This window comes from Streptomyces sp. NPDC101151 (assembly GCF_044768335.1).
Taxonomy (GTDB): domain Bacteria; phylum Actinomycetota; class Actinomycetes; order Streptomycetales; family Streptomycetaceae; genus Streptomyces.
The window spans coordinates 201,930-216,178 of sequence record NZ_JBIWPP010000004.1 but is presented as its reverse complement, the minus strand read 5'-3'; the positions used below and the strand labels follow the sequence as shown (position 1 = coordinate 216,178).

The 14,249-nt window shown below is 71.7% G+C and carries 12 protein-coding genes; 2 read left to right on the top strand and 10 right to left on the bottom strand.

All coding sequences use genetic code 11. From position 1 onward, the window contains the following. Positions 1 to 143: 143 nt before the first annotated feature. From ACIRU3_RS09410 to ACIRU3_RS09395, 4 genes are all read right to left on the bottom strand, one after another. Positions 144 to 1,655, bottom strand: a complete 1,512-nt coding sequence (locus ACIRU3_RS09410; RefSeq protein WP_404053730.1) for a glycoside hydrolase family 3 protein — start codon at positions 1,653 to 1,655, stop codon at positions 144 to 146. 8 nt (positions 1,656 to 1,663) lie between these two features. Further along, positions 1,664 to 2,494 carry a carbohydrate ABC transporter permease gene (locus ACIRU3_RS09405; RefSeq protein WP_404053727.1) on the bottom strand — a complete coding sequence of 277 codons (831 nt, stop codon included), beginning with the start codon at positions 2,492 to 2,494 and terminating at the stop codon, positions 1,664 to 1,666. Further along, the gene (locus ACIRU3_RS09400; protein WP_404053726.1) at positions 2,491 to 3,489 is read right to left on the bottom strand and encodes a carbohydrate ABC transporter permease; all 999 of its coding nucleotides are present in this window, start codon (positions 3,487 to 3,489) and stop codon (positions 2,491 to 2,493) included. Before ACIRU3_RS09400 ends, ACIRU3_RS09405 begins: the two co-directional genes overlap by 4 nt. An 84-nt stretch (positions 3,490 to 3,573) precedes the next feature. After that, a complete protein-coding gene (locus tag ACIRU3_RS09395; RefSeq protein WP_404053724.1) occupies positions 3,574 to 4,854 on the bottom strand; it encodes an extracellular solute-binding protein in 1,281 nt (426 codons plus the stop codon). A gap of 314 nt (positions 4,855 to 5,168) precedes the next feature. Between ACIRU3_RS09395 and ACIRU3_RS09390 the strand changes: the two genes are divergently transcribed. Both ACIRU3_RS09390 and ACIRU3_RS09385 read left to right on the top strand, forming a co-directional pair. Then, positions 5,169 to 5,951, top strand: coding sequence for a GntR family transcriptional regulator (locus tag ACIRU3_RS09390; protein ID WP_404053722.1), 783 nt, complete (start codon positions 5,169 to 5,171; stop codon positions 5,949 to 5,951). A gap of 64 nt (positions 5,952 to 6,015) precedes the next feature. Continuing rightward, entirely contained in the window at positions 6,016 to 7,308 is a 1,293-nt protein-coding gene (locus tag ACIRU3_RS09385) for an NB-ARC domain-containing protein (protein WP_404053719.1), read from the top strand. A gap of 30 nt (positions 7,309 to 7,338) precedes the next feature. On the opposite strand, the gene ACIRU3_RS09380 is transcribed toward ACIRU3_RS09385, so the two are convergent. From ACIRU3_RS09380 to ACIRU3_RS09355, 6 genes are all read right to left on the bottom strand, one after another. After that, complete coding sequence (locus ACIRU3_RS09380) at positions 7,339 to 8,907, bottom strand: MmgE/PrpD family protein (protein WP_404053718.1); 1,569 nt, start codon at positions 8,905 to 8,907, stop codon at positions 7,339 to 7,341. Between the two features lie 94 nt (positions 8,908 to 9,001). Then, positions 9,002 to 9,370: a nuclear transport factor 2 family protein gene (locus tag ACIRU3_RS09375; protein WP_404053716.1), complete on the bottom strand. Its 369-nt coding sequence runs from the start codon at positions 9,368 to 9,370 to the stop codon at positions 9,002 to 9,004. Between the two features lie 62 nt (positions 9,371 to 9,432). Continuing rightward, positions 9,433 to 10,383, bottom strand: coding sequence for a diacylglycerol/lipid kinase family protein (locus tag ACIRU3_RS09370; RefSeq protein WP_404053713.1), 951 nt, complete (start codon positions 10,381 to 10,383; stop codon positions 9,433 to 9,435). 503 nt (positions 10,384 to 10,886) lie between these two features. After that, on the bottom strand, positions 10,887 to 12,338 hold the full coding sequence (locus tag ACIRU3_RS09365) for an MFS transporter (protein WP_404053711.1): 1,452 nt from the start codon (positions 12,336 to 12,338) through the stop codon (positions 10,887 to 10,889). 17 nt (positions 12,339 to 12,355) lie between these two features. Beyond that, positions 12,356 to 13,375 (bottom strand): ketoacyl-ACP synthase III family protein, encoded by a 1,020-nt coding sequence (locus tag ACIRU3_RS09360; protein ID WP_404053709.1) that lies wholly within the window; start codon positions 13,373 to 13,375, stop codon positions 12,356 to 12,358. A 98-nt stretch (positions 13,376 to 13,473) separates the two neighbouring features. Continuing rightward, positions 13,474 to 14,241 carry a thioesterase II family protein gene (locus ACIRU3_RS09355; protein ID WP_404054414.1) on the bottom strand — a complete coding sequence of 256 codons (768 nt, stop codon included), beginning with the start codon at positions 14,239 to 14,241 and terminating at the stop codon, positions 13,474 to 13,476. Positions 14,242 to 14,249 lie beyond the last annotated feature (8 nt).

Genomic DNA, 14,249 nt, shown 5'->3' with positions numbered 1-14,249 from the left:
GGCCGGTACCCCCGTAAAAGTGCCGCCCAACTGCCGCCGGACTGCCGCCTGTTGACCAAAGGAAACGACCGGCACCGGGCCTCGGTGAGGCGCTCGGTGCCGGCCGGATCGGTATGCCGCGCGACGGCGGCGGGCCGTACGGATCAGCCCGCGACGACCGCCTCCGCCGCCGCCACGCCGCAGACGCGGGCGGCTCCGTGGGTGGCGATGTGCAGGGCGCCGCGCGGCGGGGCCTGCGGTACGCCCATCTCGACCACGACGGTGTCCGGGCGGGCGGCGAGCAGCACATCGAGGGCGGAGCCCATCCAGGCGTGCCGGTGCTCGTCGCGGACCACGGCGACGACCCGGCGGCCGGCCGCGGCCGCGAGGGCCTCCCGGCCCGCGTCGGGCCCGGTGAAGGAGCCCTCCGTGCTGCCCGGCAGCAGTCGCCGCAGTTCGGCGGCCACCCCCCAGGGGGTCTCGTCGCCGACAGCGATGTTCGGGGCAGGGTTGAACCGGGCGACGTACACCGGCTCGGTGACCGGCGCGGCCGAGCCGTCACGGGTCACCGTCAGGGCGCGGCGGGCCGCGACGAGGCCGATCTCCGGTTCGGGTACGACGGCTTCCGCGTCCTTCCTGGTCTCGGCCGTCCACCGGGCCAGATCCCGCACCCGGGCGGCCGCGTCGGCAAGGCGCTCCTCGGGGAGTTCGCCGGAGCGTACGGCGGCCACGAGCGCGTCCCGCAGCTTCAGCACGGTGCCCTCGTCGCACAGGCCGCCGCCGACGCAGATCGCGTCCGCGCCCGCCGCGATCGCGAGGACCACGCCGTGCTCCAGACCGTAGGTCCCGGAGATGGCACGCATCTCCATGCCGTCCGTGACGATCAGGCCCTGGTAGCCGAGTTCGCCGCGCAGCAGCTCGCCGAGGATGCGGCGGGACAGGGTGCCGGGGCGCTCGGCGTCGAGGGCGGGGACGAGGATGTGCGCGCTCATCACGGCCCGGGTGCCGGCCGCGATGGCGGCGCGGAAGGGCGGCAGTTCACGCTCGTACAGTGTCCTGGCGTCCACGTCGATGCGCGGGACCGCGTGGTGCGAGTCGACGTTGGTGTCGCCGTGCCCGGGGAAGTGCTTGGTGCACGCGGCGACGCCGGTGGACTGCAGGCCCTCGACCCAGGCGGCGGTGTGCCGGGCCGCCAGCGCCGTGTCCGCGCCGAAGGACCGCACTCCGATGACGGGGTTGTCGGGGTTGGCGTTGACGTCGGCGGACGGCGCCCAGTCGAAGTTGACGCCGCAGGCGGCCAGGCGCCGGCCGAGTTCGCGGGCCACGCCCCGGGTGAGTCGGGGGTCGTCGACGGCGCCCAGGGCGTGGTTGCCGGGGAAGGAGGAGCCGGTGCGGACGTCCAGGCGGGTGACGTCGCCGCTCTCCTCGTCGATGGCCACCAGCAGGTCGTCCCGCTCGGCGCGCAGTTGCGCGGTCAGCGCGGTGACCTGCTCCTCGGAGACGACGTTGCGGCCGAACAGGGCGACGGAGGCGAGCCCTTCGCCGAGACGGCGGCGCACCCAGTCCGGTGCGGTGGTGCCGTCGAACCCCGGCTGCAGCACCGCGAGCGCGTCCCGGGTGAGGGTGTCGCCCGCAGCGGAGCCGCTGTCGGATCCGGTAGTGGCGAGTGTGGTCATCGGGGGCGTCATCCCTTCACGGCACCGTCGGTCAGACCGCTGACTGCCTTGCGTTGCAGGAAGATGAAGAGGATCAGGATGGGCAGCGCGAACAAGGACGAGGCGGCCATCGTGGCACCCCAGTCGTCGCCGAAGGCGGTCTGGAACTGGGACAGCCACAGCGGCAGGGTCTGCTTCTCGATGTCCTTGTTGAGGATCAGGACGAGCGGGAACTCGTTCCAGGCGGTGATGAAGCCGAACAGCGAGGTGGCCATCAGACCGGGCGCGAGCAGCGGGAAGATCACCCTGACGAAGGCCTGGGTCCGGGTGCAGCCGTCGACCATCGCGGACTCCTCCAGCTCCTTCGGCACGGCGGCCACATAGCCGCGCAGCGTCAGGATGGTCAGGGGGAGCACCATGATCGCGTAGAAGACGGTGAGCGGGACCAGGCTGTCCAGCATGTCGTTGTCGCGGACCAGCATGTAGATGGCGATGACCATGACCTCCCAGGGCGCCATCTGCGCCAGCATGAAGGTCACGATGAAGCCGCGCCGGCCCTTGAACCGCATCCGGGCCAGGGCGAAGGCGGCGAACAGGGCGATGACGAGCGACAGGAGCACCGCGGTGACCGTGACGGTGACGGAGTTGAGGACCAGGGTCCAGAAGTGGTCGGCGTCCACGGCCTTGCTGAAGTGACCGACGGTGACGTCGGTCGGGAGCCACACCGGGTTCTCGGAGATGATGTCGCCGGTCGGCTTGAAGGCCGTCGCGAACATCCAGTAGACGGGGAACACGAAGCCGACGAAGAGGATGAGGGCGGTCGCGTTGGGCCAGACACGGCCGATGACGGAGCGCTTCACAGCTCGTCCTCCTCTTGCTTGAGCACCATGCGCAGGTAGTACGAGGTGATGACGAGCAGCACCACGATGGTCAGGAAGGAGATCGCCGCGCCGACGCCGAAGTGCTGGTTGCCGACGCCCTCGACGAAGGCGTAGATCGGCAGGGTCTCGGTGAGGTGGTCGGGGCCGCCCTCGTTGATCGCGAAGATCTGCGGGAACGCCTTGAAGACCCAGATGACCTCGAGGAAGGTCGTGGCGTACAGGAACGGCCTGAGGAACGGGAAGGTCACCGAGGTGAAGCTCTGCCAGGCGCCCGCGCCGTCCAGGGACGCGGCCTCGTACAGCTCCCTGGGGATCGTGGTGGTGGCGGCGTACAGGTTGATCGCCACGAACGGGATGGACTGCCAGACGATCAGCAGGGTGACCACGGAGAAGGTGGAGAACTGGGAACCGAACCAGTTGTAGTCGGCCATGGAGTGCCAGCCGAGCTTGTCCAGCACCCAGTTGACGACCCCGAAACGCTGGGCGAACAGCCACTGGTAGACGGTGGTGGCCGCGATGACCGGCATGGCCCAGGCGAGGACCAGCCCCAGCAGGAGCAGCAGCCGCATCTTCCGGCCGAGGCGGGCGAGCAGCAGCCCGACCAGGGTGCCGAGCACCATGATCAGTACGACGTTGGCCGCGGTGAAGACCACCGACCGCTCGACGACGTGCCAGAAGTCCGAACCGGTCAGGACCTCTTTGTAGTTGTCGCCGCCGTTCCACTCGGTGAGGTGCTGGATGAGCTGCCGCGGGTTCAGGTTCTGGAACGACAGCATGCCGTTCTTCACCAGGGGCCAGCCGAGCAGGATCAGGGTGGCCAGCAGCGCGGGCAGCAGGAGCAGATAGGGGGCGGCGGCACCGCGGCGGGACGGGGACCCGGAGCCGTGCTCCTCACCCCTCGGCGGCCCCGGTATCCGGGCCTTGCGGACAGCGGGCCCCCCGGCCGTGTCCGTGCCTTCGGTCTGCACTGACATGAGTTGCCATCTCTTCCGTGGCCGTACGGGCCGTACGAACGCGTCTGAGCCGGGGGCGCCCTGGGGCACCCCCGGCGCGGGTCATCAGTTCTGCTGGGCCAGACGCTTGTTGATCTCGCCCTCGACCTGCTTGGCGGCGTCCGCAGGGGACTTACCGTTCAGCACGGCGGTCATGTAGGACTTGATCGGGTTCGGGGTGTTCTCCACCGCGGCCCACTCGGGAATCAGCGGGGTGGTGCCACCGACCGAGGCACCGGGAGCGGCGGCCTCGGCGACCGCGTTGCCCTTGAGGTTGCTCTCCAGGGCCTGCTTGTTCGGGATGACGCCGTTGAGCTTGGCCAGCTCGCCCTCGTACTGGTCGGACAGGGCGATCTTCAGGAACTCCTTGGCCAGGGCCTGCTTCTTGCTGCCCTGGGCGACCGCGAGGTTGGAGCCGCCGAGGAAGACACCCTCGGGCTTGTCGGCCGTCGTGCCGGGGATGGTGAAGTAGCCGAGGTCCTTCTCGATGGCCTTGTTGGCCTGGACGGCGGTGCCGGCCTCCCAGCCCATGCCGATGAAGGCGCCGGTCTTGCCCTTGGCGAAGACCTGGGCCTGCTGCGGGGTGGCCTCGTCCTTGTCCTTGGGGGCCTTGGAGTAGGCGGCGTACTTCTTGTAGATCGCCATGGCCGCGGCGACCTTGGGGTCACCGAGGTTGGAGACGTACTTGTCGCCCTCCTTCTTCACCAGGTCGGCGCCCTGGCCGATGGTCAGACCGTCGAAGAAGTACCAGTTCTGGCCGGGCAGGTAGAGCGGCTCGGCGTCGGTCTTCTTGCCGATCGTGTCCAGGTCCTTGAAGAACTCGTCCCGGGTCTTCGGGGTGTCCTTGAGGCCGGCCTTGGCCCAGATCTTCTTGTTGTAGATGACGACGCGGTTGGCGAAGTACCACGGGGCGGCGTACTGCTTGCCGTCGTAGACGGAGGACTGGGAGACCGACGGGGTCCAGTCCGAGCCGATCTCCTGCTTGAGGTCGCTCAGTTCGGCCAGACCGCCGGTGGCCGCGTAGGCCGGGGTCTGGGTGTTGCCGACCTCCAGGACGTCCGGCGGGTTGGACTCGGAGAGGGCGGTGGTGATCTTCTGCTGGATCCCGTCCCACTTCTGGATCTCGAACTTCAGCTTGGCACCCGTCTTCTTCTCGAAGGCGGCCTGGACGTCCTTCGTCCACTGGGGCGGCGCCGAGCCGTCCATCGTCCAGACCGTCAGGGTCTGGCCCTTGAAGCTGTCCGGTCCCGCGTTCTTGCCACTGTCGTTGCCGTCGTCGCCGCCGCACGCCGAGACGGAGACCATCATGCCCGCGATCACGATCGCGGCCGCAAGCTTGCGCTTCACGCCACCCTCCTCAGGGATGCCACTAACCCCCCACGCCCTCGGCGGTGACCTGCGTACGACGCTGTTGCACGTAGGGCTCGGGACCTGGCCACTAATGGTGTAGACCAGTACGGTGGAGCTTGGCCTAGACCTTTTGAGGTGTCAAGGGTGGCCGGGAAGGCGATCCCGGCCGTTACGAGAAAGTCACCGGAGCGCGTCCGTCCCCTTTTTTCGCGGCGCGCCTACTGGACTAGACCTCCCGTGCAAGTTGGACTAGACCATAGGCCAGTTGGTCGCTATAACGGGAGCCCACCCACACAGCCGGGAAGGCAGGCATGGCCACCGACGTCAGCAGCGCCCAGCACCCCACCGGGGGGCCCGGCCGCACCGCGCGCGTGCCGAAGTACTACCGGATCAAGCAGCAGGTGCTGGAGATGACGCAGGCGCTGGAGCCCGGCTCGGCCATGCCCGCGGAACGTCTGCTCGCCGTCCGGCTGGGCACCTCACGCACCACCGTCCGGCAGGCGCTGCAGGAGCTGGTCGGAGAAGGGCGGCTCGACCGCATCCAGGGCAAGGGCACCTTCGTCGCCCAGCCCAAGCTGTACCGGACCCTCCAGCTCACCTCGCACACCGAGGACATGCGCGCCCAGGGCCTGGAGCCCGCCTCCCAGATGCTGGACATCGGCGAGGTCGCGGCGGACGCCAAGCTGTCCGGCCTCCTCGGCATCGGTGTCGGCGAACGCGTCCTGCGCATCGAGCGGCTGCGGCTCGCCAGCGGCGACCCCATGGCGATCGAGACGACTCATCTGTCCGCACGGCGCTTTCCCGGGCTGCGGCAGTCGCTGACGACGTACCCGTCCCTGTACACGGCCCTCGCCGAGGTGTACGGCGTCCATCTCGCGGAGGCCGACGAGACGATCGAGACCTCGCTTTCGACCCCGCGGGAGGCCCATCTGCTCGCCACCGACGTGGGCCTGCCGATGCTGCTGCTGTCCCGGCACTCACGGGACGCGGAAGGCAGACCGGTGGAGTGGGTGCGCTCGGTGTACCGGGGCTCCCGCTACAAGTTCGTCGCCGCCCTGCGCCGGCCGGCACCCGGGCGTTCCGGAGCCCGGTGACCCGTCGGTCCAGGCGGTCCAGGCGGTTCAGTCGATCCGAGGGATGTCGATCCAGGGGGGTGCAGTGACCGGTCCGCTCCACGCCGCGGCCGGCCCGGACGGTCTGGCCGCCGCGCTGGTCCGGGCCCGCGAGGCGGCCTGCCTCACCCAGGGGGAGCTGGCGGAGCGGTCGGGGCTGAGCGTGCGGGCCATCCGCAACCTGGAGACCGGCCACACCGCCCGCCCCCGCAAGCAGTCGCTGCTGCTCCTGGCGGAGGCGCTCGGGCTCCCGTCCCGCGAGGCCGGGCGGTTACTCCGGCTGCCCCGCACCGGGCACCCGCCCGCTCCCTGGGACGGGACCGTACCGGCGGAGCTGCCTGCCGCGCCCGGCCGGCGGCTGGTCGGGCGGGGTGCGCTGGTGGCGGACCTGACGGCCCATCTCGCGCGGCCCGAGGGTCGGGGCGGGCCCGCCGTCGTGGTCGGACCCCCCGGGGCCGGGAAGACCTCGCTGGTGCTGCGGGCCGCGCACGAGGTGCGCGGCCGGTTCCCGGACGGACAGGTCTTCGTCGACCTGCACCCCGCCTCCTCGCTCCCCTTCACCTCGGACGTGCTCGTCCGCCGGATCCTGCGCTCCCTCGGCGGCGCCGCGGCCGCGGAGAGCCCGGAGGAGGCACACGCCCGGCTGCGGGACGCGCTCAGCAGACGGCGCGTGCTCGTGGTCCTGGACAACGTCGACAGCGAGGCGCAGGTGCGACCGCTGCTCGTGGACGGCGGACGGAGCGCGGTGCTGGTGGCCGCGCGGCGCGAACTGTCCGCGCTGCCCGACCGGTTCCGCCGCCGGACAGGCGCCCTGGACCGGCAGGACGCCCACCGAATGCTGACGGACCTGGTGGGCGCCGCCCGGGTCCGGGCCGAACGCCAGGCGGCGCTGAGCATCGCGGAGTTCTGCGCGGGGCTGCCGCTGGCCCTGCACATCGCCGGCCTGTGGCTCACGGCGCGCCCGCACCGGTCCCTGCACGATCTCGCGGACCGGCTGGCGGACGAGAGCGACCGGCTGCGCTCGCTGCACATCGGGGACCTGTCCCTGCAGACGAGCGTGACCGCCTACTACCGGCTGCTGCCGCCTCCGTTGCGAACCTCGCTGCACCAACTGGAGCCGGTGCGCGGCGACTTCGGGATCGAGCAGATGATGTCCCGGGTGACACCGTCCCGACGGCTCGCCGTGGACCTGCTGGAGGAGCTGCTGCACCGCCAGATGATCCAGGCCGGCGAGCCGGACCGGAACGGACAGGTCCGCTACCGCCTGTACGACGCCGTGCGCCTGTACGTGGCACACGGCGCCGTACTGCCACAGGTACGGTCCCTGCACCCCCTGTAGGGGCTCGGCGGACAGCTGCGGCACGGAGGGTCAGTCCAGGAACGCCGTCTCGATCCAGCGGCGTACCGCGCGCGGCCGCATCCGGTGCAGCCGGTCGACGGTGTCGGCCACCTGCTGCGAGCCGCCGACCGACAGGAACTTCTCCCGCACCAGCTCGGCGTGGCCCGCCCTGGTCTCCGGACCTGCGGCGCCCACCGGGATCAGCCGGGTACGGGAGACCGTACGGCCGTCCGTCAGGCGTACGGTGACCCGGGCGCCGGTGGCCTTGGTGGACCGGGAGAAGTCCCGGTCGTCGGCCTGCAACGCGCCGATCAGATCCACGAGTTCGTCTCCGCCGAAGCCGCGCAGCCACGGCACGGCCAGCTCCCCGGCCTCGCGCACGGCCTCACCGAACGGTGCGTCGGACAGGAACAGTTCGCGGGTCATCTCGGTGTCGTGCACCAGCCGGGTCCGCTTGGCCAGCGCCCAGCGGTCGGGCTCGTCCAGATAGGGCGGGGAGAAGTCGTCCACCGAGAACTCTCCGGTGAGCAAAGTGGTGGCCACGGGATAGGGAACGTCCAGGACCAGCGCGCCCAGCGGGGAACCGGGGCCGCTGACGTACTGCGCGGCCCGCTCCCCCGCGAACAGCGTGTACAGGGAGGCCTCGACGACCACTTCGGCCACGTCCTGCGGCCTGACGGCGCCGAGTTCCCGGTGGATCTCGGCGGCACAGTCCACCGCCGCGTCGATGCCGGGCCCGCCGGGGTGCATCTTGAACGACAGCGTGTCGGTGTGCCAGCGGCGGCCCAGCCCCTTCGCCACCGCCTGCGGCAGCGGCACCGTCGCGAACCGGGCCAGGAAGCCGTCGTCGTGCTCCATGATGTCGGGTGCCCCGCGCAGCCCCGCGTACGCCGCGTCGCAGGCGTCCATCGCCGTGCGCACCGGGGTGAAGGTGTTGAACAGACGGGCATCGCTGGCGAGGAAGGCGCGCATCAGCGGCCAGTTGGGCATGGCGAAGGCCAGTCCGAACGCATCCTCGAACAGGGCGGCGGGGGCCCGGTCGCTGTGCAGGCGGCCCGCGACCGCGCCGGCCAGGTGGGTGTGCACGGCGCTCTGGCCGCGCAGCGGGCCGAGGGTCGCGGAGGCGGTGATGCGGGCCGCGCACTCATTGGCCGCGACCACCGCGGTGAGCAATGAGAGCCCGTCCAGCTGTCGGGCGTAGGCGAAGGCGAGCGGGACGGCGACCGTGGAGTTCGACAGGTGCCCGGCGTAGGCGGTGTCGTCCAGGTTGAGCCAGGAGCCGAGCGCGGCGAAGACGCCGGCGGCCTGCCGCGGGTCGCGCTGCATGGGGTGTCCGAAGGCGGCCACCAGCTTTCTGCCGAGGGGGTGCTGGAGGCCCGCCCGGATGGAGGCGATCTGCGACAGCACCTGGCTCGCGGCGAGCTTCAGCACCCGGCACGGGATGTCCTGCGGGCGCAACGCGGCGGCCCAGTGCGAGAGTTCGCGCAACGGGGTGTCGACGGGTGTGCGGCCGCGGGCGGCCCGGGGCAGGGTGTCGGCCTGCTCGGCCCAGTCGGCGCACAGGGCCCGGGCGACGCTCTCCCCGAGGACAGCGGTCATGAGGCGGCTACCTTCCTTGCCGTGCATGCGTCGAAGGTGGGCACACGACCGCGGGAGCACCGTCGCCCCGGTGCTCCCGCGGTGTGTGTGGGTCCTAGGCGGCCGGGACCTTGTCCAGGAAGCCGTAGACGGCCTTGATCTTGCCCTCGTCGTTGATGACCATGACGTCGAAGCCGATGGCGATCGGCTCGGCGCCCGGCTCGGTCACCAGGCCCCACTGGAAGCGGGCCTGGTTGTGGTGGGCGTCGACAGCACCGTGCAGCTCGAAGGAGAGGCCCTTGAACTGGTCACGGGCACCGGCCACCACGGCCCCGAAGCCCTCGGGACCCTCGACCGCCGCGAGCGGGTCGATGTACGGGGCATCGGCGGTGAACAGCTCGGCGATGGCCGCGGCGCGCTTGTCGGCGTCCGCCTCGTTCCAGATGTCGAGGTAACGGGAAACGGTGGTGGTCAGGTCGCTCATGCGGGTGTTCTCCTCTGTGACTTGCTTGACTTGTTCTTCTGACAGGTGGCTTCGTACGGGCTTCAGGGGGTGGCCGGCGCCCAGACCGGGAGGACTCCCGGGAGCACCTCGAAGGTGGCCGAGGCGCCGATGCCGTGCTGGTACTCGCCGTCGTGCTCCAGCGGCAGCCGCCCGCCGTCGGTGCGTTCGACGGTGATCCTGCGGCCACGCGCGTACACGGTCGCCCGGTGCTCCATGTGCGCGGCGTTCAGGGTCAGTTCGGGTACGTCCGCAGCGGGGATCTCGCCGCCGATCACGCAGACGTCGAGCAGTCCGTCGTCGAGCAGCGAGTCCGGCAGCACCAGGAACCGGCCGCCGCGGTACCGGCCGCCGCCGACGTTGGCGAGGACCGTGGGGCCCTCGTGCACCACCCGGCCGTCGACGGTGACCCGGCCCGGATAGGGCGGGTAGCCGGCGGCCGTGTCGGCGAAGGCGCGGGCGTAACGCTCGCGTCCGGTCAGCGGCAGGTCCCGGGCGGTGATCAGCGCGTCGGCGATCACCCCCGAACAGGCGCCCAGATAGACGTAGTTGCGGGTCTCGGCGAGGCGGGCCAGGTCCAGACGGCGCAGCCGGGCACTCCCGCCGATGCCGTAGTCGGTCAGGACCGCCTTCAGGGACTCGCTCCAGGGCCGGTCGCCCCACAGCATCTTGTAGCCGGAGTTGCCGGTGCCGCCCGGCACGACGGCCAGGGTGACACGGCCGGCGGCCGGCACGAGTCCCTGGACGACCTCGCGGACCGTGCCGTCGCCGCCGATGGCCACGACCAGGTCGGGGGCGACCTCCGTCCACTCCAGCGCCCGGCGTACGGCGCTGGTCGCGTCGCCCGGGGCGGTGGTGAGATGGACCTCGGTGCGCTCCAGGCAGGTGCGGCACAACTCCTCGACTTGGCGGACGAGTTCCGGGCTGTGACTGCCGGAGGCCGGGTTGGCCACGATCAGTGCCCGGGAGGGACCTGGGGCTGCGGTGTCTGCCATGTCGGGCGTTCTCCTCACGTCGGCCGCACCGGCGGCGGGCCGGGGCGGTGGCTTCGGCGTGCGTCGGCTACGACTCTCTCAACCGGCGCTGACCTCGGCCTGACACGCACCTGACGCGGCCGCACGGGCCGCGGGCGCCGCCCCGGACGGACCGGCCGGGGCCGGACGGCGTGGACCGCGGTCCGTACTCCCGGCCCTCGGGAGCACGGGTTCGGGCGCCACGAGAACGCACGGGTTCGGGTGCCGGTCCGGTCCGTACACGTACGCGCACCGGCCCAGGCAGCGCGGAACCCTTGGGGATCCCCCGCCGCAGAAGACACACCACGGAGGGTCGCCGCGCCAGGGCAGGGGACCGGTGCGGGCGCGGGGTCCGTGCGGATCGCACCCGGCCCGCGCGGGAACGGTGGGCGCCGTACCGGGACCGGCCCCCTCGCACGTGCCGGTGGGCGCGACGGGGCGTGGTCTCCCGTGCGCCCACCGGGTTCCCGGGCGGCCCGGAGGGATCAGGCGGCCTGTTTCGGCTTCGGGATGAACTGGACCAGGACTGCCACCAGCAGCGCCAGCGGGCCGAGCAGCCAGAGGCTGGCGACGAAGCCGTCCGCGTAGGCCTGGGTGCTGAGCGCGTCGCCGAGGACGTGGTAGAAGATCACGCCGACCCCGGCCACCCCCACCGCGCCGCCGACCTGGGCGGCCGTGGACAGCACGCCCGAGGCGGATCCGGCGTAACGCGGGTCCGTGCCGGCCAGGGCGACGGAGGCCAGCGGGGCCATCACCATGGCCATGCCCGCGCCGCCGACCATCAGGCCGGGCACCAGCCAGGCCACGGAACCGTGGGTGCCGATGTGGTCCACCGCGGCCCAGAGCCCGCCCAGCCCGGCGAGCAGCACCAGCGCGCCGACCGCGAGGACCTGACGGCCGAGCAGTGCGGCGATCCGGCGGGCCTGCAGGGAGATGGCCAGGAATCCGACGCCGAGCGGCAGGAAGACGAGCCCGGACTCCAGGGCGCTGAGCCCCACACCCGCCTGCAGATAGAGGGCAAGAACCAGGAAGAAGGAGGACATGCCCGAGTAGTAGACGACACCGGTGACGACACCGACCGTGAACGGCCGCTGCCGGAACAGCGCCGGGTCGACGAGGGGACTGCCGCCCGAGGCCGCGAGGCGCCGTTGCTGGACGGCGAAGAGCACCAGCAGCACCGGGGAAGCGGCCAGGCACAGCCACGTCCACAGCGGCCAGCCCTGCTGCTGCCCCTCGGCCAGCGGCAGGACCACGGCGACCAGGCCGGCGGAGACCAGCACCATGCCGAGCGGGTCCAGCCGGGCCCGGCCCTGGGCCCGGGACTCGGGGATCAGGCGCGGCCCGAGCAGCAGCGCGGCGATGCCCACGGGCACGTTGACCAGGAAGCAGGTGCGCCAGCCGAGGCCGGCGATGTCCGCGTGGATCAGCAGGCCTCCGATGAGCTGTCCGAAGACGCCTGCCAGACCCATGGTCAGGCCGAACGCGTTGAAGGCCCGGACCCGGGCCTGGCCCTCGTAGGTGACGCCGATGATGGCCAGGACCTGCGGGCCCATCAGCGCGGAGGACAGGCCCTGGGCGACCCGGGCGACGACGAGCTGTCCGGCGGTGGGCGCCATGCCGGCCCACGCGGAGGAGAGGGTGAACAGGGCCACGCCCAGCAGGAACATCCTCCGCCGGCCGTAGAGATCGCCGAGGCGGCCGCCGGTGATCAGCCCGGCCGCGTAGGCGAGGGCGTATCCGGCGACCACGAACTCGACCGCGGACGCGCTCGCGTGCAGATCCCGCTGGGTCTCGGGGATGGCCACGTTGACGATGAAGACGTCCAGCGTGATGACGAACGTGCCCACCAGGATGAGCGGGAGGGTGGCCCAGTGCGGGGTGGCCGGTGCCCGCTTCCGGGCCTCCGCGGCGGGTGTCCGCGCTTGCTGCAGGGACATGGTCGACGGTTCCTTTCTTAACGCCATTCGGGGACCTCGAGGATCTCCACCACCGCGGCGGAGAAGCTGAAGCCGGCGCCTGCGGCGACCATCAGGACGAGGTCGCCGGGGCCCACGGACCGCTGCTTGACGAGGTGTTCGAGTCCCAGGAACTGGTCGCCGGCGCCGATGTGCCCGACCCGGCGGCCGAGATCCCAGGTGCTCTGCTTCTCGGTGAACCCCAGGTACTCGTAGTTCTCCGGGGCCTCACCGCGGTGTATGAGCGGTACGACCACACGGGCTATGTCCTCGACGGAGACACCGGCCTCGGCGAGGACGCGCGCGCTGGTGTCCGAGAGCGCGGCCGAGTACCGGTCCCAGGAGCCCGAGGCCTCCGGGGTGGCCGCGTGCTGGAGGCCGCGCTCGCGCAGCCGCAACGGCTGCTCCCGGCCGGGCGCGGATCCGAAGGGCTCCAGGCCCCGGTTCCAGCGCTCCAGCGAGTTGTCGGCGCCCATGCGGGCTGCGACCACCCGTGCGAAGCCCGGCCGGCGGGAGAGCAGCAGCGCGCTGCCGCCGTCGGCGAAGATCAGGTTGAGCTGGGCGTTCCACCGGTCCACCCACGGCGGGGCGAAGTTGTCGCCGGTGGTGAGCAGAGCGGCATCGGTGAAGCCGGCGGTGATCTGCGCGGCGGCCAGGCACAGCGAGCCGAGCCCGGCGGCGCAGCGCTGCTGGATCTCGAAGGCGGGCGCCGCGGGCCCGACGGTCTCGTTGGCGACGTAGGACGCGGCGGGCCACATCTCATGGCCCTGGTAGCCGCAGAAGGAGTGCAGGACGAGGCCCACCTCCGCGCGGTCGATCCCGCCCCGCTCCAGTGCCAGCCGGCCGGCGCGCACCGCCATCTCCGGCCCGGAGATCCCCTCGGCCACCGCTATCGACTCGTAGCCGAGGTTGCGGTGCTCCTCGTCGACGAGGCCCTGCGCGACGACGTCGCTCAGCGGGCGGAGGTCCGGCAGCCAGGAGGCGGCCGAGGCGATGAACAGGTCGTTTTCCACCTTCATGGCATCTCCATCCTTCCTCTCGGGGCGCCGGCGCTGGTCAGTTCGCGAGCGCGGGTGGCAGCGGCCGACGGGAGTCGCGGCCGCTGCCGGGGGGTGTGTCAGGCCGGCTGGGTCGCAGCGATGCGCAGCAGGCGGTGGGCGAAGTGGGCGGTGACGGCCTGGGCGTGGGTGTCGATGTAGAAGTGGCCGCCGGGGTACTCGTTGTGGCCCAGGTACGTGGGGGTGCGCCCGGCCCAGTGGGACATGGCGTCCGCGTGCTCCTGAAGCGGGTCGGACCGGCCGCCGTAGGAGGCGAGCGGGCAGCCGACCCCGGCGCCGTCGTCGTCGTACTCGGCGGCGACCCGGAGGTCGGAGCGGAGCGCGGGCACCACGAGGGCGAGCATCTCGGGGTTGTCGTAGATCTCCGCCGGGAACGAGCCCAACTTCTTGATCCACTGGATGAGTTCGGGCTCCGGCATCCGGCTCTGCTCCTCGGTGGGCTTGAAGAAGCCCTCGGGGGACCAGCCGGAGGTGCCGATCATGATGGGCGTCCGGCCGCCCTCCTCCTCCATGCGGATGGCCAGCCGGAACGCCAGCTGGGCGCCGAGGCAGTGCCCGAACAGGGCGAAGGGGCGGTCGTCGAGGTCGTCGAGCACGGCCTCGTGCAGGGCGTCGAGCAGCGACGCGAACTCCTCGTAGGTCGGCTCGTCCCGGCGGTTGTGGCGGCCGGGCAGGGTCACCGCCTGGGGGGATATCTCCGGCGGCAGCAGGCGCTCCCAGTCCCGGTAGATGATGGCGCCGCTGCCCGCGTGCGGCAGCATGAACAAGCGGATCGAGGCTTCGGGCGAGGCCTCGACGGGGTGGAACCACTGCCCCGCACGGGACATGTCCTGGC

Excerpts from the sequence above, each read along its gene's own strand:
- ACIRU3_RS09410 (WP_404053730.1), bottom strand. The coding sequence starts at position 1,655 with ATGACCACACTCGCCACTACCGGATCCGACAGCGGCTCCGCTGCGGGC.
- ACIRU3_RS09400 (WP_404053726.1), bottom strand. The coding sequence starts at position 3,489 with ATGTCAGTGCAGACCGAAGGCACGGACACGGCCGGGGGGCCCGCTGTC.
- ACIRU3_RS09390 (WP_404053722.1), top strand. The coding sequence starts at position 5,169 with ATGGCCACCGACGTCAGCAGCGCCCAGCACCCCACCGGGGGGCCCGGC.
- ACIRU3_RS09380 (WP_404053718.1), bottom strand. The coding sequence starts at position 8,907 with ATGACCGCTGTCCTCGGGGAGAGCGTCGCCCGGGCCCTGTGCGCCGAC.
- ACIRU3_RS09375 (WP_404053716.1), bottom strand. The coding sequence starts at position 9,370 with ATGAGCGACCTGACCACCACCGTTTCCCGTTACCTCGACATCTGGAAC.
- ACIRU3_RS09370 (WP_404053713.1), bottom strand. The coding sequence starts at position 10,383 with ATGGCAGACACCGCAGCCCCAGGTCCCTCCCGGGCACTGATCGTGGCC.
- ACIRU3_RS09365 (WP_404053711.1), bottom strand. The coding sequence starts at position 12,338 with ATGTCCCTGCAGCAAGCGCGGACACCCGCCGCGGAGGCCCGGAAGCGG.
- ACIRU3_RS09360 (WP_404053709.1), bottom strand. The coding sequence starts at position 13,375 with ATGAAGGTGGAAAACGACCTGTTCATCGCCTCGGCCGCCTCCTGGCTG.
- ACIRU3_RS09355 (WP_404054414.1), bottom strand. The coding sequence starts at position 14,241 with ATGTCCCGTGCGGGGCAGTGGTTCCACCCCGTCGAGGCCTCGCCCGAA.